The sequence below is a fragment of the Streptomyces sp. GMY02 genome (assembly GCF_019056675.1).
GTDB classification, from domain to species: domain Bacteria; phylum Actinomycetota; class Actinomycetes; order Streptomycetales; family Streptomycetaceae; genus Streptomyces; species Streptomyces odonnellii.
In genome coordinates, this window is the sequence record NZ_CP077658.1 from 6,918,165 (window position 1) to 6,941,463 (window position 23,299).

The window sequence follows — 23,299 nt, forward strand, 5'->3', positions numbered from 1 at the left end:
GAGGGACGCGGGTTGCTCAAGTCTGCCCGGAAGCAGGAGAAGGACGTCGAGGGGCGCATGCCCCTTGCCGAGCACCTGCGTGAACTGCGAAACCGCCTGCTGAAGTCGGTCCTGGCGATCCTGGTCATCACGATCATCGCCGCGTTCTACTACAAGGACCTCATCGAGTTCATGATGCAGCCGATCCTCGACTCGGTGGGCTGCGTCAGTGGCACGCTGACACAGAAGAACGGCCAGCCGTGCGCGGACATGACCGTGAACGGTCTGATCTCGCCCTTCTCGATCGCCCTGAAGGTCTCCCTCGTCTCGGGTGTCGTGCTGTCCACACCGGTCTGGCTGTACCAGCTCTGGGGCTTCCTGGCGCCCGGTCTGCACAGCCACGAGAAGAAGTACGCGCTGTCGTTCGTGGGGATCGGCGTCCCGCTCTTCCTCAGCGGCGCCGTCCTCGCGTACAAGATCCTTCCGCAGACCGCCACGATCCTGCTCGATTTCACCCCGGACAACGCGCGGAACCTGCTGCCGCTCGACGAGTATCTCGATCTCGTGGTCCGCATGGTGATCGTGTTCGGGCTGGCCTTCGAGCTGCCGCTGCTGCTGGTCCTGCTGAACTTCACCGGGGTGCTGTCGGCGAAGCGGCTCGCCTCCTGGTGGCGGCTGATGGTGCTGGGGATCACACTCTTCTCCGCGGTCGCGACCCCGACCGGTGACCCGCTCACCATGCTGACGCTGGCCGCCCCCATCGTGTTCCTGTACTTCCTGGCACTGGGTGTCTGCTTCCTCAACGACCGGCGGCGCAGGCGCAACAACCCGGACGCGGATCTCGACGACGACGAGGCCTCCCACCTCGATCTGACCCCCGAGTCCGTCGGTGCGACCGACCCAGTCTCGCCGCCGTCGGCGCTGCCCGAGCAGGGCGGACGGACGGACCGGCTGAACGGGTACGACGACATCACCTGACCTCCTCGTACGGCGGCCCACCGGCCGCCGTACGGGTGGTTTCCAAGGACGATTAAAGATCGGCTGACTGTCAGAAGCGGCGGGTAGGCTCGACAGCAAGATGACAGAGGACCTCTCCCCAGCCGAGCGGTACGCCGCTGCCCGGATCCGTGCCGCCGAGCAGGCCACGGCGCTCGCACCCTTTCGCGAGTTGTACGACTTCGGCCTCGACCCGTTCCAGATCGAGGCCTGTCAGGCCCTTGAGGCCGGGAAGGGCGTACTGGTCGCCGCGCCCACCGGTTCGGGCAAGACGATCGTCGGTGAGTTCGCCGTGCACCTGGCCCTGGCCGAGGGCCGCAAGTGCTTCTACACCACGCCCATCAAGGCGCTCTCCAACCAGAAGTACGCCGATCTCGTCAAGCGCTACGGCGTGGGCAAGGTCGGCCTGCTGACCGGTGACAACAGCGTCAATGCCGACGCCCCGGTGATCGTCATGACCACCGAGGTGCTGCGGAACATGCTGTACGCGGGCTCGCAGTCACTGGTCGGTCTCGGCTATGTGGTCATGGACGAGGTGCACTACCTCTCCGACCGGTTCCGGGGCGCCGTCTGGGAGGAGGTGATCATCCACCTTCCCGAGTCGGTGACGCTCGTCTCGCTCTCGGCCACGGTCTCGAACGCCGAGGAGTTCGGTGACTGGCTGGACACCGTCCGCGGTGACACCGAGGTGATCGTCTCCGAGCACCGGCCCGTGCCGCTCTGGCAGCACGTACTGGCCGGCCGCCGGATGTACGACCTCTTCGAGGAGGAGTCCGACCACGGCGGCCGGGGCCCGGGCAAGCGGGAGGTCAACCCGGATCTCGTCCGGCTGGCCCGGATGGAGAACCAGCGGACGTACAACCCGCGCGACCGTAGACGCGGCAAGATGGTCCGCGAGGCCGACCGGGAGCGGGAGCGTCGGCAGCGCAGCCGGATCTGGACGCCCTCCAGGCCCGAGGTCATCGAGCGCCTCGACGCGGAGGGGCTGCTGCCCGCGATCACGTTCATCTTCAGTCGGGCCGGCTGCGAGGCCGCCGTGCAGCAGTGTCTGTACGCGGGGCTGCGGCTCAACAACGACGAGGCGCGGCGGCGGGTGCGTGAGATCGTCGAGGAGCGCACGGCCTCGATCCCCGGTGAGGATCTCCATGTCCTCGGCTACTACGAGTGGCTGGAGGGCCTGGAGCGGGGCATCGCCGCGCACCACGCGGGGATGCTGCCGACCTTCAAGGAGGTCGTCGAGGAGCTGTTCGTCCGCGGACTGGTCAAGGCGGTCTTCGCCACCGAGACCCTGGCGCTCGGCATCAACATGCCCGCCAGGTCCGTGGTGCTGGAGAAGCTCGTCAAATGGAACGGCGAGCAGCACGCCGACATCACCCCCGGCGAGTACACCCAGCTCACCGGCCGGGCCGGGCGCCGGGGCATCGACATCGAGGGCCATGCGGTGGTGCTCTGGCAGCGCGGGATGGACCCGGGCGCGCTGGCCGGACTGGCCGGGACCCGGACGTACCCGCTGCGCTCCAGCTTCCGGCCCTCGTACAACATGGCCGTCAACCTCGTGCACCAGTTCGGGCGGCACCGCTCGCGTGAGCTGCTGGAGACGTCCTTCGCCCAGTTCCAGGCCGACAAGTCGGTCGTCGGGATCTCCCGCCAGGTGCGGAAGAACGAGGAGGGGCTCGACGGCTACCGCGCGGGGATGACCTGCCACCTCGGGGACTTCGAGGAGTACGCGCGGCTGCGCCGCGACCTCAAGGAGCGCGAGAACGATCTGGCCAAGCAGGGTGCCGCGCAGCGCCGGGCCGCCGCGGCCACGGCGCTGGAGAAGCTCAAGGCGGGCGACGTGATCCACGTACCGACCGGGAAGTTCGCCGGTCTGGCGCTGGTCCTCGACCCGGGGCTGCCCGCCGGCCGGGCCAACGGGCACCGGGGCTTCGAGCACCAGGACGGGCCGCGGCCACTGGTACTGACCGTGGAGCGGCAGGTCAAGCGGCTGGCCACGATGGACTTCCCCGTGCCGGTCGAGCCGCTGGAGCGGATGCGGATTCCCAAGTCCTTCAACGCGCGCTCGCCGCAGTCGCGCCGCGATCTGGCGTCCGCGCTGCGCTCCAAGGCCGGTCATATCGTGCCCGAGCGGCACCGCAAGCAGCGCGCGGCGGCGGCCGACGACCGCGAGATCGCCCGGCTGCGCTCGGAGCTGCGCGCCCATCCCTGCCATGGCTGCGACGAGCGCGAGGACCATGCGCGCTGGGCCGAGCGCTACCACCGGCTCCAGCGGGACACCCGCCAGTTGGAGCGCAGGATCGAGGGCCGGACGAACACCATCGCCCGTACCTTCGACCGGATCGTCGCACTCCTCACCGAGCTGGACTATCTGCGCGATGACGAGGTCACCGTGCACGGCAAGCGGCTCGCCAGGCTCTACGGCGAGCTGGACCTGCTCGCCAGCGAGTGCCTGCGGGACAGGGTCTGGGAGGACCTCGGCCCGGCCGAGCTGGCCGCCTGTGTCTCGGCGCTCGTGTACGAGGCCCGGCAGGCCGATGACGCGGTGGCGCCCAAGCTGCCTTCGGGCAAGGCCAAGGCGGCGCTCGGCGAGATGATCCATATCTGGGGCAGGCTCGATGCCCTGGAGGAGGAGCTGAGGATCAACCAGGCGGAGGGAGTCGGCCAGCGCGAGCCCGACCTCGGTTTCGCCTGGGCGGTCTATATGTGGGCCTCGGGCCGTGGGCTCGACGAGGTGCTGCGCGAGGCGGAGATGCCGGCCGGTGACTTCGTACGGTGGTGCAAGCAGGTCATCGATGTGCTCGGGCAGATCGCGGCGGCGGCTCCCCGCGACAACAGCACGGTGGCGAAGAACGCACGCAAGGCGGTCGACGCGGTGCTGCGCGGGGTGGTGGCGTACAGCTCGGTGGGCTGAGGCCGGGGGGCGGTACGGCGATGGGGGCGGGTGCCAGGCGGACAAGGCGTCAGGTGGAGAGGGCGTTAGGTGGAGAGGGTGGAGACGGCGGCGAGGAAGTAGAGGCAGCCGGCTGTTGCGACTGTCACCCCGGCTATCACCGGGGTCCAGGCCGCCAGTCTGGTGGCGGCGGTTCTGCCGCGCAGGCGCCTCTCCAGGAAGGCGAAGCCGCGGATGCTCATGACGCCGACGCAGGTCAGGGTGACCGCCATGCCGACTCCGAAGACGACGACCAGGACCACGGCGCCTGCCGCGCGGCCGGTCAGCAGGCCGCTGACCAGGACGAGGAAGGCTGACGGGGAGGGCAGCAGACCGCCGGAGAGCGCGAGGGCCGTCAGACCGCGGCGGGACCAGGGATCGGTCAACTCGTGGGTGTGGGTGGGGGGATGGTGGTGTCCCGGGTGTGCGGAGTGTGCCGGGTGCCCTTGCTCGTGGTCGTGCCCATGTGTGTGGTCGTGCCCATGCGCATGGCTGTGGCTGTGTCCGTGGCCGTTGTGTCCCCTCACATGCCGGTACACCAGGCCCGCCCCCACCGCGACCACGATGACTCCGGCCGCCGCCTGCATCCACGCGGTCGCCGTCTCCGTACCGAACGCCGCCGTGCCGCTCACGCCCACCCACACCAGCGCCAGCACCAGCACGGAGAAGGTGTGCATCGCGGCGACGATCACGCCGAGGCGTACCGCGTCCCGGACGCGGCCTCGCGTACCCGCCAGATACGCGGCCGTGATCGCCTTGCCGTGGCCGGGTGCGACGGCGTGCGCCGCGCCCACGCCCAGCGCGACGACTAGGGCGATCCAGAAGACCGCGCGGCCGTCGAAGAGGGCCACGAGGCGGCTGTCGAGTCCGCCGAGGTCCGTCATGGCCGGCTCCCGGCGTCGGGGGCGGTCGCCGTACGGCGGCGGGACCGGCGTACGAACAGGCAGGCCGCGACGGCCAGTACGGCGACGGCGGTGCCGCCGGCCACCGCGGTCACCGAGCCCGGCACGCCCCCGCCCGACGCGGCGAACCGCAGATGGTGGGTGCGGTCGACAGCGGTGAACAGCGTCTGCCGCGGGGTGGCGGAGCCGTCCGTCGTGAGCATGGTGCGGTACGCCTCGTTCAGATCGGTGAGCACGCTGACCGTGACGTCCGCCTCCACCAGAGGGGCCGGGCAGTCGAAGGTCAGGCGGGCACCCTCGTCGAGCAGCCGCTCCAGCGCGGCCACTTCGCCCTTGCAGGCGCCGCCGTCCTGAGCGACCGTGATGTGCCGCAGCAGATAGGTGTGCACGGCGGGGGAGCGCTGGAGCTTCTGCTCGCCGGTCAGCTCCGTCGAGACGGCGCCGCTCTCCGGGTCCTCGAAGGCGCCGAGGGACTGGCCGAGAGCCACCCAGTCGTCCGCGTTGGCCCGCCAGGCGATGGACACACGGGAGCCGTCCGCACTGATCCGGGCCGTGGACGGCGGTCCGAAGGGATGGGCGACCGCGGCGGGCGCCGGAGCGGCCAGAGTACCGAAGCCGGCCAGCACGGCACCGGCCAGCAGCACACGTACGGCCCGGAGACGGGCGGCCCGGGAACGTACACCCCGGAGGCGGGCAGCCCAGGAACGTACGGCCCGGAAGCCGGCAGCCCGGAAGCGTACGGTCCGCAAGCGGGCGGCCCGGGAACGTATGGCCCGTGAGTGGGCGGGGCTCTGAAAGGTGGTCAAGGGATCGGTTCTCCTGTGCGGTCCCGGACGGCCGGAGGCCTTGGCGGCGAGGGCCGGACGGCAGACGGGCCTGGGTGCCGGGGCGGGGTGCGCCCCGGCCGGGCCGGGGCGAGGTTCGGCGCACACGGGCGCGGCCGGGTTGCCCTCGCCCCGGCGTGGGATCACTTCGTCACGTGAACGACCGGGCTGGTGATCTTCCGGTTCTTGCCCTCCACGTACACGACGTAGTCGTCCTTCGTCGACGTGACGCGGCGCAGCGGGAACGACTCGTTCAGCCTGCCCAGCTCATCGGCCTTCACCTCGCCGACCAGCTCCTGCTTCACGGGCTTGCCCTCGCTGACCCGGCGCATGTAGATCGACGCCGTCTCGTACGCGTCGAAGCCGTAGGCCGAGATGTCCAGGGAGCCGTCCCTGGGCACCGTGGTCTTGTCGACGGTGACCTGCTCGCCCACGGAGTTCTCCGGGGTGGGCAGCTCGTTGACGGTCTTCTCACCCTTGCTGTTCTTGAGGATGGTGAATCCGTCGAAGTGCTGGCCGTTGGCGTAGCGGGCCTCGAACCGGAGCTGGTCGTTCTGGACGTCGACGAGCTGGTAGAGCTGGGTGTTCTCGCTGTTGACGACCGGCTCGGCTCCATTGCCGGTCCAGTTGGCGCCGTCGTTCAGCGCGTACATCTTGCCGCCGGAGACCGAGACCACATAGGTGACACCGTTGTGCGTGGTGACGCTCTTGCGGTTCGCGGTCTTGTTGCCGCGGCCGTAGCTGTGGTCGTGACCCTGGAGCACCAGGTCGACGCCGTACTTCTCGAACAGCGGGCCCCACTGGTCGCGCACGGCCGGGTTGTTGCGGGTGCCGGTCGTGGAGTAGACCGGGTGGTGGAAGGTCACCGTGGTCCACTTGTTGGGGTTGTTCTTGAGGAGGCCCTCCAGCCAGGCGGTCTGAGAGGCCATCAGCGCGGCGTTGCTCTGCACGTTTGAGTCGAGGGCGATGAAGCGCACACCCTGGTAGTCCACGCTGTACGCGGTCTGCTTGAGCGCCGCGTCACCCGGGCCGTTGTCCGGGTACGGGAACTGCGGGCGCCAGAAGCTCGACAGGCCGTTGCTGTACTCGTGGTTGCCCGGCACCGAGATGTTGTTGATCTGCGAGTCGATGAAGCCGCCGGCCTGGTACCACTGGCCCCACTGCTCTTCGCTGTTGGCCGAGTCGATGAGGTCACCGGCGTTGACGATGACCTTCGCCTCGGGCCGGTCCGAGAACGCCTGGCGGAAGACGCGCGGGACGGCCGAGTCGATGTAGTTCTGCGCGTCGCCGTAGTAGATGAAGGAGAACGGCTTCAGGTCCGCGGCGGCGGTGGTGAAGTCCGTCCACGCGCTCCAGTTGGTGCCGTCGCCGACCCGGTAGGTGTAGCGGGTGGCCGGCTTGAGACCGGACAGCAGGGCCGTGTGGTACGTGGAGGCGTAGCCCAGCGAGGTGTTGACCGAGGTGGTCGACTCGGCGTGGACGGTGGTGACGGCGCCCGCCGCCGGGGCGACCTGCCCCAGGGCGCGCGGCGCCTCCAGGAACTCGGCCTGCGCGTACGGAGCGTCCGCGTTGGCGCGCCAGGTCACCTTCTGGCTGGTGGCCGGAGTGGTGGTGGGGGTCAGCATGATGCGGTCCGGCATGGCGGACGGCTTGTGGATCTCCGCCGCGGGGACCTTGACGGGGGCGGGGAAGTCATCACCGAAGGCGACGGGGCCGGCGATGACACCGGCGACGACCAGCGCGGCGACACCGGTCGTGGTGATCTTCACGCGCCGCGAGGCATGGGCCCAGGGTCTTCTTCTGACGTCGTTCACGAGGAGTTGTACCCCTTAAGGAAGTGAATGCGCGTTCCACGGCGGCTGCCTGGATTGCCGGGAATTTAAGTGGGGTTGACTTAACTTTTACTGCTTGCGGGATGTACGCCATACGAATCCGGGTCGCCCGGAGGGCGGCGCGGGGTCGGCCCGCGGCATCCGCTCCGGCTCGACTCCGGCCGTGCTCCCGGCCGTTGAGCGTGCGGAATCCGGTGTTCACCCGGGGATGTCTGGATGCAGGAGCCCAGGGCCCGGGGCCGCTCCTCGGGGCGCCGCTCTTCCGGCCGACCGCCCTCTTCCCCTCAGGTGTCCGCCATGCCCGTCGCCCGCACCGCCGCCGCCCGGCACCCGGCCCGCCGTCTGCTGGCCGCCGTACCCAGCCTGCTCGCGCTGGGGACCCTGCTGGTCGAGCCGCCACCGGCTCCGGTGCACAAGGACGACACCTTCATCACTGCGGAGACCTCGGGCATCCTCAATATCGAGGGGGCGGAGTGCTTCACCGATCCCACGTACTCCGTGACCGCGGACGACAAGATCGTGCTCTACCGCGCATGCCGTGAGGGCGCGGCCAACCAGTCGTACGGTTTCCTCTCGGCCGATGAAGGACCGTACGACCGCGCGGTACTGGCGGACTTCGCGTGGCAGGGGTGCGGGCGCGGCTTCCGGCACTACTGGACCAGCCGCGAGAAGTCGGGGCTGGACTTCTATCCGGTTCTGCCGACCGAGGAGACCTGGGCGGACGGCGACCGGGACATCATGTGCGTGGTGTACGACCCGGAAGGCGAGCTGAAGCAGTCACAGCTTCCGACGGCCTGACGGCGCGTTACGGGCGTACGGCCGGGGGCGCTGGCTCGGGGCGCGTGCCCTGGGCGTACGCGCCCCTGGCGGTGTGTGCCCTGCGCGTATGCGAAAGGCCGCCCGGACGCGGGCGGCCTTCAGCGGTGAATATATGCACCGTACGGGGTGGGCGCACGGTACGGGCGGGCGTACGGCTACGGGGCTACGCGCCCTCCTGCTCCCGCTCGACCTGTTCGTTCCACTCGCGCTTGACGGCGCGCCAGGCCTCGTCGGTCTGGCCGAGCCGCCAGTACCCCGAGACCGACAGCCGCTCGCGCGGAATGTTCCGCTCCACCCGCAGAAGGCGGCGCAGGTCCTTCACGAAGCCCGCCTCGCCGTGCACGAACGCCTGTACGTCACCGGCCGGGAAGTCCAGTCCGCGTACGGCGGCGACCAGCGCCTCACCGACCGGACGGTCACCGCGGTGCAGCCAGGTGATCCCGGTGCCGTCCGGCGCCGTGACCTTCTGCTCCTCCTCGGGGCCCGCGATCTCGACGAAGGCATGCACCGTCGCCCCGGCCGGCACCCGCTCCAGGGACGCGGCGATCGCGGGCAGCGCGCTCTCGTCCCCGGCCAGCAGATGCCAGTCCGCCGCCGGATCCGGTACGTAGGAACCGCCCGGGCCCAAGAACCGTACGGTCTCGCCCGCCCGCGCCCGCGCCGCCCAGGGTCCCGCCAGCCCCTCGTCGCCGTGCACCACGAAGTCCACGGTCATCTCCCGCGCGTCCGGGTCCCAGGCGCGCACCGTGTACGTACGGGTCGTGGGCCACTGGTCGCGCGGGTACTCGGCGCGGATGCGCTCCATGTCGAACGGCTCGGGATACGTCACACCCTCGGGGGCGAACAGCAGCTTGATGTAGTGGTCGGTGAACTCGCCGGCCTCGAAGGTGCCCAGCCCTTCACCGCCGAGAACGACCCGCACCATGTGCGGGGTGAGCCACTCGGTGCGCACGACCTGTGCTTCACGGGCCTTCGGTGCCTTGCGGGCCGGCTGTTCTGCCACGGTGTCTCCCCAGACTCTCGCACACGGGCTTAGGCTTACCTAAGCTAACACTTCGCCGGGGAACGGCAATGCTGAGCGCGTTCGAAGCGGTCGTCGGCCTCGGCGGCAACCGGCATGCGCACCGTCAGGCGCCGCGGCCGTCAGCCCTCAAGCGTCACCAGGAGCCGGCGCAGCGCCCCGCCCAGCCCCCACCGCGCGGCGAGCGCGTCGACCATGGCCGGATCGCGCGGGGCCGAAGGCAGCGCCGGATCGAACTCCGGCAGCGGTACGTCCCCCGCGACCCGCACCACCTTGGGCGCGACCGCCACATAGTCGCGGGCCTCGTCGAGCCGCTTGCGCTGCGACGGCGTGAGCTTCGAGCGCGGATCGTCGACCGCCGCCATGATCCCGGCCAGATCACCGAAGCTGTCGAGCAGTTTGGCCGCGGTCTTCTCACCGATCCCCGGCACACCGGGCAGACCGTCGCTGGGGTCGCCGCGCAGCAGCGCGAGATCCACGTACCCGGGCCCGTCGACGCCGTACTTCTCCCGCAGCAACGCCTCGTCGGTGAGCTGGAGCGTGCCGACCCCCTTGAGGGGATAGAGCACCCGGACACCGCGGGCGTCGTCGACGAGCTGGTACAGATCGCGGTCGCCGGTGACGATGTCCACCGGGCCCGTGGCCCGCCCGGCGAGGGTGCCGATCACATCGTCCGCCTCGTATCCCGCCACCCCGACCCGGGCGATGCCGAGCGCGTCGAGCACCGCCTCGATGACCGGGACCTGGGGCGCGAGCGTGTCCGGGGTCTCCTCCTCGTCGGGCCCCTCCGCGTGCTCCTCGGCCACCCGGTGGGCCTTGTACGACGGGATCAGGTCCACCCGCCACTGGGGCCGCCAGTCGGCGTCCATGCAGGCCACCAGCTCGTCCGGGCGGTGGTCCTGGACCAGGCGCGCGATGAAGTCCAGCAGCCCGCGCACCGCGTTGACCGGGGTGCCGTCCGGGGCGCGTACGGAGTCGGGGACCCCGAAATAGGCGCGGAAGTAGAGGGAGGCGGTGTCGAGGAGCATCAGGCGTCGCGTCACATCCCCGATGATGCCCCAGCCCACTGACAGCCGCCCTCGCCGGACGGCCCGGGCGGCGGTTCAAGAGGAAGGCGTTTTCTCGCCGATGTACGCCGAACCCGTTGTGACCTGGGCCACTTCATCGTTTGCCGAATGGAGGCGGGGGCAGGCGCGCACCCGGAGCGAGCCCGGTTGGACGGTCCATTGGTCCAGCCCCATGTCCGGGCGAAGCGGGCCGAACCCGCCCGCTCCACGACCTGCCCGCGGGGGTGGCAGGCCGTATCCGTTCAACACGAGAGGTGTATGTGTCCAGGCTCCAAGCCGAACACCTGTACAAAATCTTTGGCAGACGACCCGCCGAAGCCGTGACCGGGCTCAGGAACGGCACGGACCGTGACGCCCTGCGCGCCGCCGGCACCACCGCGGCGGTGATCGACGCCTCCTTCTCGGTCGAGCCCGGACAGATCTTCGTCGTCATGGGCCTGTCCGGATCCGGCAAGTCCACCCTGCTGCGCATGCTCAACGGGCTGCTCGAACCCACCGCCGGCCGCGTCCTCTTCGACGGGCAGGACCTCACCGCCCTGAGCCCGCGCGAGCTGCGCCAGGTCCGGTCCACCAGGATCAGCATGGTGTTCCAGCACTTCGCCCTGTTCCCGCACCGCAGCGTCCTGGAGAACGCCGCGTACGGACTTGAGGTCCAGGGGGTCCCGCGCGCGGAGCGCGAGCGGCGTGCCACGGAGGCGCTGGAGCTGACCGGTCTGGGCGGCTGGGAGACGTCCTGGCCGGACGAGCTGTCCGGCGGGATGCAGCAGCGCGTCGGCCTCGCCCGCGCGCTCGCCACCGACGCCGATCTGCTGCTGATGGACGAGTCCTTCAGCGCGCTCGACCCGCTGATCCGCAGGGACATGCAGGACCAGCTTCTCGAACTCCAGACGCGGCTCAAGAAGACCATCGTGTTCATCACCCACGACCTCAACGAGGCCATGCGCCTCGGCGACCGCATCGCCGTGATGCGCGACGGCGAGATCGTGCAGCAGGGCAGCGCCGAGGACATCCTCGTCACCCCCGCCGACGACTATGTCGCCTCCTTCACCCAGGACGTCGACCGCTCCCGGGTGCTCACCGCCGCCGCGATCATGGCCGAACCGGAGACCGCCTACGGCACCCGTACCGACGACGGCAGGGAACTCCGTACCGCCGAGGACGTGATGTCCGCCGCGCCCGCCAGCGTGGTCGGCTCGACCCCGGTCGGCGAACTGTTCACGCCCTGTTCGACCAGCGGCGTCGCGGTCGCGGTCACCGACGGCAAGGGGAAACTCGTCGGAGTCGTTCCACGCGCCAGGCTGCTGGCCGCGCTGGGCGAGCCGATGACCCCGCCGGCCCCCGCGCGTACCGCCGCCGGTGAGACCTCGGCCCCTGCCACCACCGGCAAGGCGGCCGCCCGTGCCTAGATTCCGTCTCGGCGACGGTGTCGACTCCGTCGTCGACTTCCTCCAGCGCCATCTGTCCTGGCTGTTCGACGCCATCGGCTCGGTCGTCTCCGGCATGTACGACGGCATCGACGCGGTGCTCTCCGCGCCGGAACCGCTGCTCCTCGCGGGCATCCTCGCCGTCCTCGCCTGGTGGCTGCGCAGCCTCGTCGCGGGCGTCCTCTCCTTCGCGGGCTTCGCGCTGATCGACTCGGTCGAGCTGTGGGACGACGCGATGGCGACGCTCTCGCTGGTACTCGTCGCCACCATCGTGACCCTGCTCATCGCCGTACCGCTGGGCGTCTGGGCGGCCCGTTCCAGAGCGGTCAGTTCGGTCACCAGGCCGGTGCTCGACTTCATGCAGACCATGCCCGCCATGGTCTATCTGATCCCGGGCGTCTTCTTCTTCGGTGTCGGTGTGGTTCCCGGCATCATCGCGACGATCATCTTCGCGCTGCCGCCCGGTGTCCGGATGACCGAGCTGGGCATCCGGCAGGTCGACGGCGAACTGGTCGAGGCCGCCGAGGCGTTCGGCACCAGCCCCCGCGACACCCTGCTGCGCGTCCAGCTTCCGCTGGCACTCCAGACGATCATGGCGGGCATCAACCAGGTCATCATGCTGGGCCTGTCCATGGTGGTCATCGCGGGCATGGTCGGGGGCGGCGGCCTCGGCGGCGCCGTCTACCGTGCCATCGGCAACGTCGACATCGGCCTCGGCTTCGAGGCGGGCGTCTCCGTGGTCATCCTGGCCATGTATCTGGACCGGGTCACCGGCGCGCTCAGCCTCCAGGTCTCCCCGCTCGGCCGCCGCGCCATCGCCAAGGCGAAGGAACTGACCGGCGGGGTGCGGCTCTGGAACCACCGCCCCCAGCCGGTCGTCGCCCTCGCCGGTGTGGCCGTCCTCGCTCTGGTCGCCGGCGGCCTCGGCGCCTTCGGCGGCTCCCCGCGGAGCACCACCGCCTCGGGCGCCGGGAACGTCGGCCAGGGCCAGAAGATCACCATGGGATACATCCCCTGGGACGAGGGCATCGCCTCCACCTTCCTCTGGAAGGAACTGCTGGAGCGGCGCGGTTACGAGGTCGACGCCCGGCAGTACGAGGCCGGCTCGCTCTACACCGGCCAGGCGGGCGGCCAGATCGACATCCAGACCGACTCCTGGCTCCCGGTCACCCATGCCGCCTACTGGGCGAAGTACAAGAACAGCCTGGAGGACATGGGTTCCTGGTACGACCAGACCTCGCTGGAACTCTCCGTACCCGCCTACATGAAGGGCTTTGACTCCCTCGACGACCTCAAGGGCAAGGCCTCCACCTTCAAGGGCCGGATCATCGGCATCGAGCCCAGCGCGGGCGAGATGGGCCTCCTCAAGGACAAGGTCCTCAAGGAGTACGGCCTGGAGGGCGAGTACACCCTCGTCGACGGCTCCACGCCCGGGATGCTGTCCGAGCTGAAGCGCTCGTACGACAAGAAGGAGCCGGTCGTCGTGGTGCTCTGGTCGCCGCACTGGGCGTACAGCACCTATGACCTCACCAAGCTCAAGGACCCCAGGAAGGCCTTCGGCGCGGAGAGTGACGGAGTCCACACGCTGGCCCGTAAGGGCTTTTCCGCCGACCAGCCGCGGGTCGCCTCCTGGCTCAAGGACTTCAGCATGGCCGAGGAGCAGCTCACCGGCCTCGAGGCGACGATCCAGTCGGCGGGCAAGGGCAAGGAGCAGGAGGCCGTCCGGACCTGGCTCAAGGACCACCCCGGCCTCGCGGAGCGCTGGACCCCGCTCGACGGTGCCGCGTCGGGGCAGTAGGCAGGGGGCCATGAAGGGCGCGGTCGCGGCGAAGGGCGGGTCTGCCTGCGGGCGGACCCGCCTCTTCCGTGTGCTCGAACAGACATCCGGGCTCTTTGCGAATCACCCGCAGGCGCGCATCATTGACCCGGGGGGTCGCCCGCCTCCCCCTCCCGTGCGTTCGTACCGGCCGGGGTCCGGCAGCGGGTGCCGCAGGACAGCTCTTGTACTGGCGTCAACTCTGAGAAGATGACGATCCGGTCGGGAGGGAGCCCAGTCATGGACGACAAGGAAGCGCTCAGGGTGGGCGCGGCCGTCCGCAGGCGGCGCAGGTCCCTGGGCCTGACCCTGGCGGCGGTCGCCGCCCGCAGCGGGCTGTCCGTGCCCTTCCTCAGCCAGATCGAGAACGAACGGGCCAGACCGAGTACCCGTTCGCTGGAACGGGTGGCGGACGCCCTGGAAACCACCCCGGCCCGGCTGCACGCCGCCGCCGACTCCGCGCGCACCGTCGATGTCGTACGGGCCTCCGACGGCGAACCGGGAGTCCGCAGGGTGGTACGGGGTGGGCATCAGCTCAACGCCAAGGAATTCACCGGCGAGCAGGACACCGGCCGCGAGTACCAGCACCGCAACGACGAGATCATGTACATCGCGGACGGTGCCGCCGAGGTCGAGGCCGAGGGGCGCGCGTACCGCCTGGAGCGCGGGGACACGCTCTATCTCTCCGGCGGGGTGAGGCACCGCTGGCGCGCCACCGAGCCCGGCACCCGCATCCTGGTCGTCGCCGTCGCCGAGCACATCGACGCGACCGTCGACCCCCGGCGCTGAGCGGACCCGCGCCGTGCCCGGCCCGCGTGTCGTCTCGCTCGTCCCCTCGCTCACCGAGGCCGTCGCGGTCGCTGCGCCCGGCCTGATCGTGGGCGCCACCGACTGGTGCGTACGGCCCGTCGGCCTCGATGCCGTACGGATCGGCGGCACGAAGAACCCCGACGTGGCCGCCGTCGCCGCGCTCCGCCCCGACCTCGTGATCGCCAACGAGGAGGAGAACCGCGCCCCCGATCTCGCCGCTCTCCGGGCCGCCGGGCTGACCGTGCTGGTCACCGAGGTCAGAACGCTGGAGCAGGCCTTCACCGAACTGGAACGCGTCCTGGTGGCGGGCTGCGGCCTCGCCGTACCGCGCTGGCTGGACGAAGCCCGGCGCGCCTGGGAGACGCCTCAGCCGCTTCCGTACGAGCGGCGCGCGGCGGTCGTACCGGTCTGGCGCAGGCCCTGGATGGTCCTCGGCCGGGACACCTTCGCCGGGGATCTGCTGGCGCGGCTGGGGGTGGCCAATGTGTACGGAACCCACGCCGAGCGCTATCCGCGGATCCCGCTGGACGAGCTTCGGGCCTCGGGGGCCGATCTGGTGGTCCTGCCCGACGAGCCGTACCGCTTCACCGCCGACGACGGCCCGGAAGCCTTCCCGGGCCTGCCCGCTGCCCTGGTGGACGGGCGGTACCTCACGTGGTACGGACCGTCGCTGGTGCGGGCGCCGGAGATGCTGCGGGCAGCACTCCGGCGAGCAGACCGCGCAGGGTGCACCACGCCGCCACCGCCCAGGCCGTGACCAGCAGCGCGTACAGACCCAGCGCCAGCCACTCCAGCGCCACCAGACCGGTACGGCCCGCCAGCCCCTCCGCGCCCGTGACACACGTACCGACCGGGAAGGTGAAGGCCCACCACGCCATCGTGAACCGCATCCCGCGCCGCCAGGCCCGCACCACCAGGGCCGTCGCCAGCGCCAGCCACAGCAGCGCGAACCCCATCACCGGTACGCCGTACAGCACCGCGAAGCCGCCCAGCGCCCGCGCGTACGGAGCGCTCACCGCGCCGTGCGCCACATCGGCCAGCCGGCTCGCCGCAGTGGTCGACTGCCCCAGCGGGCCGAGCACCAGAAAGAGCGACGGGGTCAGCGCGAGCGGCAGCGGGCCGTGGTGCACCAGCCGGCCGAAGATCAGCGGCAGCAGGGTCAGGGACGCGAGCAGACTCAGCCCGAAGAGCCCGTAGCAGCCGAACAGCAGCGCCTCACGGCCCTGGCCGGCGGGCAGATACGGCAGCAGCGACGGTCCGGCTGCCGCCGAGACCATGGGCGGCACCACCGGAAGCAGCCAGACGGGTGAAATCTCCGCCGGCCCCGGCCGGTGGCGTACGACCAGCAGATACAGCATGGCCACCGCGACCAGGAGCCCGAGGAGCGTGCCCGCGCCGAACAGCACCGCGTCCACGACGACCGCAGCCCCCTGGCCGAGCACCTCACGGCCCACCGCCAGCGTCGCGGCCCCGACGGCCAGCAGCGCCATCGCCACACAGCCGTAGAACGGAGCCATGGCCGGGTCGTGCAGATGGGCGCGCGCCTGGTCGGAGTGGTACCGCCAGTGGCCCGTCCTGGCGATCAGCAGGACGACGAGCGCCACCGCCGACAGCGCCCACACCGCGATCGAACCGGCCCGCAGCCCCGGCAGATCGAACGGGATCCCGGCGCCCGCGGTCGCGACGATCGCGGTGCCCATCACCATGGCGTACCAGTTGGGCCCGAGATGGCGGAGCCGGGGCAGCCGCTGTCCGGGGGGATTTCCGGGCGGCGGCGTTCCCGGATCCTTTGCGTGATCCGGTGCGGGACGCGCCGCCGCGGGCTGTGAACGGGGGCGCGCGAGAGTGGCCATGGATCCACCGTCGCGCCGGGGCCCGGCCCCCACCAGGCCCCTTGTCCCTATGAGGTCATAACCTGGACTTATGGCCGATGCCCCGTTCGTCGCGCGCCCCGCCACTCCACTGGCCCACCGGGTGCCCGACCTCGGTGCGCTGGAACTGCTGCTCGCCGTTGCCCGGCTGGGCAGCCTCGGCCGCGCCGCCCGGGAACTGGGCATCACCCAGCCTGCCGCCAGCAGCCGGATCCGGGCGATGGAGCGGCTGCTGGGGGTGGCCCTGGTGGACCGCTCACCGCGTGGCTCCCGGCTCACCGACGCCGGAAGCCTGGTCACCGACTGGGCCCGGCGGGTGGTGGAGGCCGCCGAGGCATTTGACGCCGGAGCACAGGCGCTGCGCGGCCGCAGGGACTCACGGCTGCGCGTCGCCGCCAGTATGACCATCGCCGAGTATCTGCTGCCCGGCTGGCTGATAGCGCTGCACAGGGCCCGGCCGGACACTGCGGTCTCCCTCCAGGCCGGCAACTCCGCCGCGGTCGCCGGGCGAGTGCTGGCCCATGAGGCGGATCTCGGCTTCGTGGAGGGCAGCGAGGCGCCCGAGGGCCTCGACTCGGCCGTCATCGGCCATGACCGGCTGCTGGTGATCGCCGCGCCCGGCCATCCCTGGGCCCGCCGCCGGGGACCGCTCGACGCCCGCGAACTGGCCGCGACCCCGCTGATCCTGCGGGAACCCGGCTCCGGCACCCGTCAGGTGCTGGACGCCGGGCTCGCCCCGTACGGCGGAGTCGCCGAGCCCCTGCTCGAACTCGCCTCCACCACCGCCCTGAAGGCCGCCGCGGTACGCGGCGCGGGGCCCTGCGTCCTGAGCGAACTCGCCGTCGGTGAGGAACTGGCGGCCCGCCGGCTGGTCAGGGTGGCGGTGGAGGGCGTACGGCTCCGGCGCGATCTGCGCGCGGTCTGGCCGGCCGGCACCCGGCCCGCGGGCCCCGCGCGCGACCTGCTCTCGCTGATCCATGGCGCCCCGGACTGAGCAGGGCGTTCGCCGGCCGAGGGCTCAGACGCCCGCGGCCCGCGAGGCGGCGGCTTCGACCAGCGCGCCCACCACCCGGGTGTCCTCGGCCATCTCGGGATGCCACTGCACCCCCAGCACCCAGTGCGCGCCCGGCAGTTCGACGGCCTCGACCGTGCCGTCCGCCGCGAACGCCGATACGGTGAGCCCCTTCCCGAGCCGGTCCACCGTCTGGTGATGGTGCGTCGGTACGTCGGACTCCTCGGCCACCAGGGCGCCGTAGCGGGTGCCGGGCACCGGCTTCACCGGATGCTCGCCGAAGGTCCCCCTGACCTGCGAGGTGTGGCCCTCCACATGCTGGAGGAGCGTGCCGCCCAGCGCCACGTTGAGCAACTGCATACCCCGGCAGATCCCCAGCAGCGGGGTGCCGGACGCCAACGCGGCGTCGATCAGGGCCAGTTCCCAGGCATCCCGCTCCCTGGCGGGCGGCCCGGTACGGGGATGGGGCTCGGATCCGTACCGTACGGGCTCCACATCCGGGCCGCCCGCGATCACCAGCCCGTCCAGCCGGGCCACCGCCGGGGCCGCGGCGGCCGGGTCGTCCGGCGGCAGCATCGCGGCGAGCCCGCCGGCGCGCTGGACGATCCGGGGATAGCCGGCGGGCAGCAGAGCCGCGGGCAGCTCCCAGACGCCCCACGCGGCGGACTCCTCCAGATAGGTGCTGATCCCGATGAGCGGCTTCATACGTCGTGGTCCTTCGTGCGTGGAGATGGGGCGTGTGGAGACGGGGGGTGGAGATGGGGGGTGGAGATGAGGCCTGTGGGGGTGTTGGGGTGTGTGGGACGGGGTGTTCAGCCGCGTTCGAGTTCGGCCTCGGCCGCGGCCAGGGCCGCGAACTCCTCCTCGGGGGCCGCCGCGACCAGCCGGTGCCGACTGTAGAAGGTGAAGTAGGCCAGAGCGACGACATAGACCCCGAGCGCGATGAACGCCGCGTCCTTGTCCACCAGGAAGGTCGCCACCAGCGCCGACAGGGCGAGCACAAACGCGACGCCCGAGGTGAGCATCCCGCCCGGAGTGCGGTACGGCCGGTCGAGCCCCGGCTCGCGGCGGCGCAGCACGAGATGCGACAGAGCCATCAGCGCGTACGAGATGGTGGCGCCGAACACCGCCACATTGAGCATCCGCCCGCCGTCCCCGGTGCCCGCGGCGAGCCCGAAGCCCAGCGCGCCGGGGATCAGCAGCCCCAGATAGGGGGCCTTGCGACTGCTGGTGAGGGAGAGGAACCGGGGCAGATAGCCCGCGCGGGAGAGCGCGAAGAGCTGCCGGGACCCGGCGTAGATGAGCGAGAAGAACGAGGCGACGAGACCGGCGAGGCCCGCGTAGTTGACGAACCGGCTCAGCGCGGTCGGTTCGCCGTCCCCCTGGAGCGCGACCACCAGCGGATTGCCCGCGTCCTGCACGGCGGCCGAGCCGCGCGCGCCCGTCGCGGCAAAGAAGGTGATCAGCGCAAGCAGGACCAGCACACCCATGGAGATCGACAGCGCCCTCGGCATCGAACGCACCGGGTCCTTTGCCTCCTCGGCCGCCAGCGGCACCCCTCCACCCCCAGGAAGAACCACATGCCGAAGGGGAAGGCCGCCCAGATGCCCAGCACTCCGTACGGCAGCCAGGACCCCGAGCCGAACGCCTCCGGGTCCACCGGGATGTCATCGAGTCCGCTCGCGTCGAACTCGGTGAAGGCGCCGACCGCGAAGATGAGCAGAGCCGCCACCGCGATCGCCGTCACCACCAGACTGAACCGCAGCGCCTCACCGACACCCCAGAGATGGATCCCGATGAAGATCGCGAAGCAGGCCAGATAGACCGGCCAGCCCGCCGTCAGCCCGAACAGGTCCAGGGACTCGACATAGTCACCGATGAAGATCGAGATGGCGGCCGGCGCGAGGATGTACTCGATGAGGATGGCCGTACCGGTCAGAAAGCCGCCCCAGGTGCCGAGCGCCCGCCGTGCGAAGCCGTAACCGCCGCCCGCGGTGGGCAGGATGGCGGAGAGTTCGGCGAGCGAGAACACCAGACAGGCGTACATGACCCCCATCAGCAGGGTGGCGATCGCGAGACCGCCGAAGCCCCCCTCGGCGAGCCCGATGTTCCAGCCCGAGAAGTCCCCGGAGACCACATAGGCGACACCGAGGCCGGTGAGCAGCAGCCAGCCCGCGCTGCCCCGGCGCAGTGTCCGCCGCCGCAGATAGTCGGCGTCCCGCCGGGCCGTGTCCTCGGCCGGGGCGGCCGGTGGGGTGCGCGCGTCGGTGCCGTCGGACATGAGCAGCTCCTGCCTCGGGGGTAAAGGTGTGGGGCCATACCTTTGCGTTCCCGTCCGGTCGTGCGCAAGACTCAGGCGTTAAACGGCTGTTACGACTCCGTTCGCCGACGGATCCCGCCCGCCGATCCCTGTCGGCGCCCCGTCCTCAGGTGAGAAAACCGCGCAGCAGCGCCGCCGTACCGCCGCAGTGCTCCCTCGCGATCTCCCGCGCCGCGTCCGCGTCCTGGTCGAGCACCGCCTCGGCCAGCGCGGTGTGCTGGCGCTGCGAGTGCTCCAGATTCCGTACGAGCAGCGGAATGCAGTCCAGCAGATCGTTGACGGTCGCCCGCACGGCGGCGTACTGCGCGGTCAGGGTCGCCGAACCGGACAGTTCGGCGAGCGTGAGATGGAACAGGGTGTCCAGCCTGCGGTACTCCGCGAGCGGTGCGTCATGCGTCGCCGCCAGCGCCGACCGCAGTCGCTCCGCCCGCTCCCCGGTCAGTCCGTCCGCCGCGCACAGCCCCGCCGCACCCACCTCCAGCACCTCCCGGAAGCGCAGGACGTCCTCGATGTCCACCCCGGCCACCCGCCGGCGCAGTTCCTGCCCGGCGCCCCCGGCCGGCGCCCCGGGTCTCGGCCGGACGAACGTCCCGCCGTATCTGCCGCGCCGGCTCTCCAGCAGGCCCTGGTCCTGGAGCACCTTGAGGACTTCACGGAGCGTGACCCGGCTGATGCGCAGCCGGTCCGCCAACTCCCGCTCCGCGGGCAGCCGTTCGCCGTCGGCCACCAGGCCCAGCCTGACCACCTGGAGGATCTGCTCCAGCGCCTCCTCGAAACCGTTTCCCGCACGCACGGGCCGCAGGACCGTGGTCAGCGGGTCCATCGGCTCGTTCTTCTTCGCCACGTCGCCGTTTCCCCTTCCCAACCAAAGGTCTCCAGGAATACCTTATGGCTTCCGGATGGCCGAAGGAGGAGTTGTCCCGTGGCAGACCGCACACCCCCGCTCGCCGTCGACCGGCTGCGCATCCTGGTCGACAGCGGCGACATCGACACGGTGGTCCTGGCCTTCCCCGACATGCAGGGCCGGCTCCAGGGCAAGCGGTTCGCCGCGCGCTTCTTTCTCGACGAGGTCCTGGAACACGGCACCGAGGGCTGCAACTACCTCCTCGCCGTCGACACCGATATGAACACCGTCGACGGATACGCGATGTCCTCCTGGGACAGCGGCTACGGCGACTTCGCCATGCGCCCCGATCTCACCACCCTGCGCCGCCTCCCGTGGAACGAAGGCACGGCCATGGTCGTCGCGGACCTCGCCTGGCACGACGGCTCACCGGTTGTCGCGGCGCCCCGCCAGATTCTGCGCCGCCAGCTCGACCGGCTCGCTGAACTCGGCTACACCGCGTATGTCGGTACGGAGCTGGAGTTCATCGTCTTCAAGGACACCTACGAACAGGCCTGGGACCGTCGCTACCGGGACCTCACCCCCGCCAACCAGTACAACGTCGACTACTCCGTCCTCGGCACCGGCCGTATCGAACCGCTGCTGCGCCGGATCCGCAACGAGATGGCCGTCGCGGGACTGACCGTCGAATCCGCCAAGGGCGAGTGCAACCCCGGCCAGCACGAGATCGCCTTCCGCTACGACGAGGCCCTCGTCACCTGCGACCACCACGCCATCTACAAGACCGGCGCCAAGGAGATCGCCTCCCAGGAGGGCGTGTCGCTCACCTTCATGGCCAAGTACAACGAGCGCGAGGGCAACTCCTGCCATATCCATCTCTCGCTCCAGGACCGGGACGGCACCAGCGTCATGGCCGGGGACGGACCGAACGGCATGTCCTCCGTGATGCGCCACTTCCTGGCCGGACAGCTCGCCGCGCTCCGCGACTTCTCCCTGCTGTACGCGCCCACCATCAACGCCTACAAGCGCTTCCAGCCGGGTTCCTTCGCCCCCACCGCCGTCGCCTGGGGCCATGACAACCGCACCTGCGCCCTCCGGGTGGTCGGCCACGGCCGGTCCATGCGATTCGAGAACCGGCTCCCCGGCGGCGATGTCAACCCGTACCTCGCCGTCGCCGGAATGTTCGCCGCCGGTATCCACGGCATAGAGAACGAACTCGAACTCCCCGGCGCCTGCGCGGGCAACGCCTACACCGCCGCCTATGAGCAGGTCCCCACCACCCTGCGCGAGGCCGCCGAACTCTGGGAGAACAGCCCCCTCGCCCACGCGGCCTTCGGCGACGAGGTCGTGGCGCACTACCGCAATATGGCGCGCGTCGAGGTGAAGGCCTTTGACGCCGCGGTGACCGACTGGGAGCTTCGCCGCTCCTTCGAACGTCTGTGAGGAACGACGTGCACGCACACCATGCCGCCGGACATCAGGTCCTCAATCCGGCCACCGGCGAGACCGTCGCCACGGTCCCGGCGACCAGCCCGGCGCAGGTCGACACGGCCGTACGCCGGGCCGCCGCAGCCCAGCGCGGATGGGCGGCGGCCGCCCCCGCCGACCGCGCCCGGCTGCTGCGCCGCTTCGCCGCCGTCGTCGACGAGCACAACGAGGAACTGGCCCGGCTGGAGGTCCGCGAAGCGGGCCACACCCTCGGCAACGCCCGCTGGGAGGCCGGCAATGTCCGCGATCTCCTGGACTACTGCGCCGGGGGAGTGGAGCGGCTGACCGGCCGGCAGATCCCGGTCGCCGGAGGCATCGACATCACCCTGCTGGAACCGCTCGGTGTCGTCGGGGTGATCGCACCCTGGAACTTCCCCATGCCGATCGCCGCCTGGGGCACGGCCCCCGCCCTCGCGGCCGGCAACGCCGTCCTCCTCAAGCCCGCCGAGACCACCCCGCTCACCGCACTGAGGCTGGCCGAACTCGCCCTGGAGGCGGGGCTTCCCGAGCATCTCTTCCAAGTCCTGCCCGGCGCGGGCGAGGTGGCGGGCAACGCGCTTGTCGAGCACCCCGGGGTCGCCAAGATCGTATTCACCGGCTCCACCCGGGTCGGCAAGCGGATCATGGCGAAGAGCGCCGCCCTGGTGAAGCGCGTGACCCTGGAACTCGGCGGCAAGAGCCCCAATATCGTCTTCGCCGACTCCGATCTCGAACAGGCCGCCGCCACCGCCCCGATGGCCTTTCTCGACAACGCGGGCCAGGACTGCTGCGCCCGCACCCGCATCCTCGTCCAGCGCGATGTCCACGACCAGTTCCTCGATCTGCTCGCCCCCGCGATCGCGTCGGTCGTCGTCGGCGACCCCACCGACGAGCGGACCCAGATGGGCCCGCTGATCTCGGCGGTCCAACTGGAGCGCGTACGGTCGTACGTCCCCGAGGGCGTCAAGGGCATCCATGGCAGCGCGCCCCGCGGCCCCGGCTTCTGGTTCCCCCCGACCGTCCTCACCGACACCGCACCGGACTCGCCGGTCGCCACCGAGGAGGTCTTCGGACCGGTCGCGGTCGTCCTGCCCTTCGAGGACGAGGAGGACGCCGTCCGGCTGGCCAACGCCACCGACTACGGCCTCGCCGGCTCGGTCTGGACCCGGGACCTGGGCCGCGCCCTGCGGGTCTCGCGCGCCGTCGCGGCGGGCAATCTGTCCGTCAACTCCCACAGCAGCGTCCGCTACGGGACCCCGTTCGGCGGCTACAAACAGTCCGGCCTCGGCCGGGAACTGGGCCCCGACGCCCTGGCCGCCTTCACCGAAACCAAGAACGTCTTCATCAGCACGGAGGCCTGAACCAC

At 70.9% G+C, this 23,299-nt stretch carries 18 protein-coding genes and 1 pseudogene; 10 read left to right on the plus strand and 9 right to left on the minus strand.

Annotated features, from left to right (window positions below):
- Nucleotides 1-12: 12 nt before the first annotated feature.
- Both tatC and KQY30_RS29405 read left to right on the plus strand, forming a co-directional pair.
- Nucleotides 13-957, plus strand: a complete 945-nt coding sequence (gene tatC, locus KQY30_RS29400; protein ID WP_217309516.1) for a twin-arginine translocase subunit TatC — start codon at nt 13-15, stop codon at nt 955-957.
- 100 nt (nt 958-1,057) lie between these two features.
- Entirely contained in the window at nt 1,058-3,886 is a 2,829-nt protein-coding gene (locus tag KQY30_RS29405) for an RNA helicase (RefSeq protein ID WP_217309518.1), read from the plus strand.
- Between the two features lie 65 nt (nt 3,887-3,951).
- Here KQY30_RS29405 and KQY30_RS29410 read toward each other — a convergent pair whose 3' ends face one another.
- The 3 genes from KQY30_RS29410 to KQY30_RS29420 form a co-directional block, all read right to left on the minus strand.
- A complete protein-coding gene (locus KQY30_RS29410) occupies nt 3,952-4,788 on the minus strand; it encodes a hypothetical protein (RefSeq protein WP_217309519.1) in 837 nt (278 codons plus the stop codon).
- On the minus strand, nt 4,785-5,450 hold the full coding sequence (locus KQY30_RS29415) for a hypothetical protein (RefSeq protein ID WP_217309521.1): 666 nt from the start codon (nt 5,448-5,450) through the stop codon (nt 4,785-4,787). Before KQY30_RS29415 ends, KQY30_RS29410 begins: the two co-directional genes overlap by 4 nt.
- A 323-nt stretch (nt 5,451-5,773) precedes the next feature.
- On the minus strand, nt 5,774-7,444 hold the full coding sequence (locus KQY30_RS29420) for a metallophosphoesterase family protein (RefSeq protein ID WP_217309522.1): 1,671 nt from the start codon (nt 7,442-7,444) through the stop codon (nt 5,774-5,776).
- Nucleotides 7,445-7,759: 315 nt separating this feature from the next.
- Here KQY30_RS29420 and KQY30_RS29425 point away from each other — a divergent pair, with 315 nt between their 5' ends.
- The gene (locus KQY30_RS29425) at nt 7,760-8,260 is read left to right on the plus strand and encodes a hypothetical protein (RefSeq protein ID WP_217309523.1); all 501 of its coding nucleotides are present in this window, start codon (nt 7,760-7,762) and stop codon (nt 8,258-8,260) included.
- A 184-nt stretch (nt 8,261-8,444) separates the two neighbouring features.
- Here KQY30_RS29425 and KQY30_RS29430 read toward each other — a convergent pair whose 3' ends face one another.
- Nucleotides 8,445-9,284, minus strand: coding sequence for a siderophore-interacting protein (locus KQY30_RS29430; RefSeq protein ID WP_217309524.1), 840 nt, complete (start codon nt 9,282-9,284; stop codon nt 8,445-8,447).
- Between the two features lie 140 nt (nt 9,285-9,424).
- The gene (locus KQY30_RS29435; protein ID WP_217311388.1) at nt 9,425-10,330 is read right to left on the minus strand and encodes a 5'-3' exonuclease; all 906 of its coding nucleotides are present in this window, start codon (nt 10,328-10,330) and stop codon (nt 9,425-9,427) included.
- Nucleotides 10,331-10,689: 359 nt separating this feature from the next.
- Between KQY30_RS29435 and KQY30_RS29440 the strand changes: the two genes are divergently transcribed.
- The 4 genes from KQY30_RS29440 to KQY30_RS29455 all read left to right on the plus strand — a co-directional run bounded on the left by KQY30_RS29440 (nt 10,690) and on the right by KQY30_RS29455 (nt 15,176).
- Nucleotides 10,690-11,775, plus strand: coding sequence for a glycine betaine/L-proline ABC transporter ATP-binding protein (locus tag KQY30_RS29440; protein ID WP_254407366.1), 1,086 nt, complete (start codon nt 10,690-10,692; stop codon nt 11,773-11,775).
- Nucleotides 11,768-13,591 carry an ABC transporter permease/substrate binding protein gene (locus KQY30_RS29445; RefSeq protein ID WP_217309526.1) on the plus strand — a complete coding sequence of 608 codons (1,824 nt, stop codon included), beginning with the start codon at nt 11,768-11,770 and terminating at the stop codon, nt 13,589-13,591. Before KQY30_RS29440 ends, KQY30_RS29445 begins: the two co-directional genes overlap by 8 nt.
- A gap of 258 nt (nt 13,592-13,849) precedes the next feature.
- Nucleotides 13,850-14,398, plus strand: coding sequence for a helix-turn-helix domain-containing protein (locus tag KQY30_RS29450; protein ID WP_217309527.1), 549 nt, complete (start codon nt 13,850-13,852; stop codon nt 14,396-14,398).
- Nucleotides 14,399-14,411: 13 nt separating this feature from the next.
- Nucleotides 14,412-15,176 carry a helical backbone metal receptor gene (locus KQY30_RS29455; RefSeq protein ID WP_217309528.1) on the plus strand — a complete coding sequence of 255 codons (765 nt, stop codon included), beginning with the start codon at nt 14,412-14,414 and terminating at the stop codon, nt 15,174-15,176.
- On the opposite strand, the gene KQY30_RS29460 is transcribed toward KQY30_RS29455, so the two are convergent.
- Nucleotides 15,070-16,272 (minus strand): TDT family transporter, encoded by a 1,203-nt coding sequence (locus KQY30_RS29460; RefSeq protein ID WP_217309529.1) that lies wholly within the window; start codon nt 16,270-16,272, stop codon nt 15,070-15,072. The two genes, KQY30_RS29455 and KQY30_RS29460, sit on opposite strands and share 107 nt — an antisense overlap.
- A gap of 70 nt (nt 16,273-16,342) precedes the next feature.
- On the opposite strand from KQY30_RS29460, the gene KQY30_RS29465 reads away from it, so the two are divergent.
- Entirely contained in the window at nt 16,343-17,284 is a 942-nt protein-coding gene (locus tag KQY30_RS29465) for a LysR family transcriptional regulator (RefSeq protein ID WP_217309530.1), read from the plus strand.
- Between the two features lie 24 nt (nt 17,285-17,308).
- Here the strand turns inward: KQY30_RS29465 and KQY30_RS29470 are convergent, their stop codons facing one another.
- The 3 genes and pseudogenes from KQY30_RS29470 to KQY30_RS29480 all read right to left on the minus strand — a co-directional run bounded on the left by KQY30_RS29470 (nt 17,309) and on the right by KQY30_RS29480 (nt 20,445).
- A complete protein-coding gene (locus KQY30_RS29470; protein WP_217309532.1) occupies nt 17,309-18,007 on the minus strand; it encodes a gamma-glutamyl-gamma-aminobutyrate hydrolase family protein in 699 nt (232 codons plus the stop codon).
- Nucleotides 18,008-18,114: 107 nt separating this feature from the next.
- Nucleotides 18,115-19,583, minus strand: a pseudogene (gene eat / locus KQY30_RS29475) (ethanolamine permease).
- Between the two features lie 145 nt (nt 19,584-19,728).
- Nucleotides 19,729-20,445: a FadR/GntR family transcriptional regulator gene (locus KQY30_RS29480; protein WP_217311389.1), complete on the minus strand. Its 717-nt coding sequence runs from the start codon at nt 20,443-20,445 to the stop codon at nt 19,729-19,731.
- Between the two features lie 99 nt (nt 20,446-20,544).
- Here KQY30_RS29480 and KQY30_RS29485 point away from each other — a divergent pair, with 99 nt between their 5' ends.
- Together KQY30_RS29485 and KQY30_RS29490 are read left to right on the plus strand one after the other, a co-directional pair.
- Complete coding sequence (locus KQY30_RS29485; protein WP_217309533.1) at nt 20,545-21,909, plus strand: glutamine synthetase family protein; 1,365 nt, start codon at nt 20,545-20,547, stop codon at nt 21,907-21,909.
- 8 nt (nt 21,910-21,917) lie between these two features.
- Entirely contained in the window at nt 21,918-23,294 is a 1,377-nt protein-coding gene (locus KQY30_RS29490; protein WP_254407367.1) for an aldehyde dehydrogenase, read from the plus strand.
- Nucleotides 23,295-23,299 lie beyond the last annotated feature (5 nt).

What these genes read in the sequence shown, in the direction of transcription:
- KQY30_RS29405 (WP_217309518.1), top strand. Translation starts at nt 1,058, where the DNA reads ATGACAGAGGACCTCTCCCCAGCCGAGCGGTACGCCGCTGCCCGGATC.
- KQY30_RS29410 (WP_217309519.1), bottom strand. Translation starts at nt 4,788, where the DNA reads ATGACGGACCTCGGCGGACTCGACAGCCGCCTCGTGGCCCTCTTCGAC.
- KQY30_RS29425 (WP_217309523.1), top strand. Translation starts at nt 7,760, where the DNA reads ATGCCCGTCGCCCGCACCGCCGCCGCCCGGCACCCGGCCCGCCGTCTG.
- KQY30_RS29435 (WP_217311388.1), bottom strand. Translation starts at nt 10,330, where the DNA reads ATGCTCCTCGACACCGCCTCCCTCTACTTCCGCGCCTATTTCGGGGTC.
- KQY30_RS29450 (WP_217309527.1), top strand. Translation starts at nt 13,850, where the DNA reads ATGGACGACAAGGAAGCGCTCAGGGTGGGCGCGGCCGTCCGCAGGCGG.
- KQY30_RS29460 (WP_217309529.1), bottom strand. Translation starts at nt 16,272, where the DNA reads ATGGCCACTCTCGCGCGCCCCCGTTCACAGCCCGCGGCGGCGCGTCCC.
- KQY30_RS29465 (WP_217309530.1), top strand. Translation starts at nt 16,343, where the DNA reads ATGGCCGATGCCCCGTTCGTCGCGCGCCCCGCCACTCCACTGGCCCAC.
- KQY30_RS29470 (WP_217309532.1), bottom strand. Translation starts at nt 18,007, where the DNA reads ATGAAGCCGCTCATCGGGATCAGCACCTATCTGGAGGAGTCCGCCGCG.
- KQY30_RS29480 (WP_217311389.1), bottom strand. Translation starts at nt 20,445, where the DNA reads ATGGACCCGCTGACCACGGTCCTGCGGCCCGTGCGTGCGGGAAACGGT.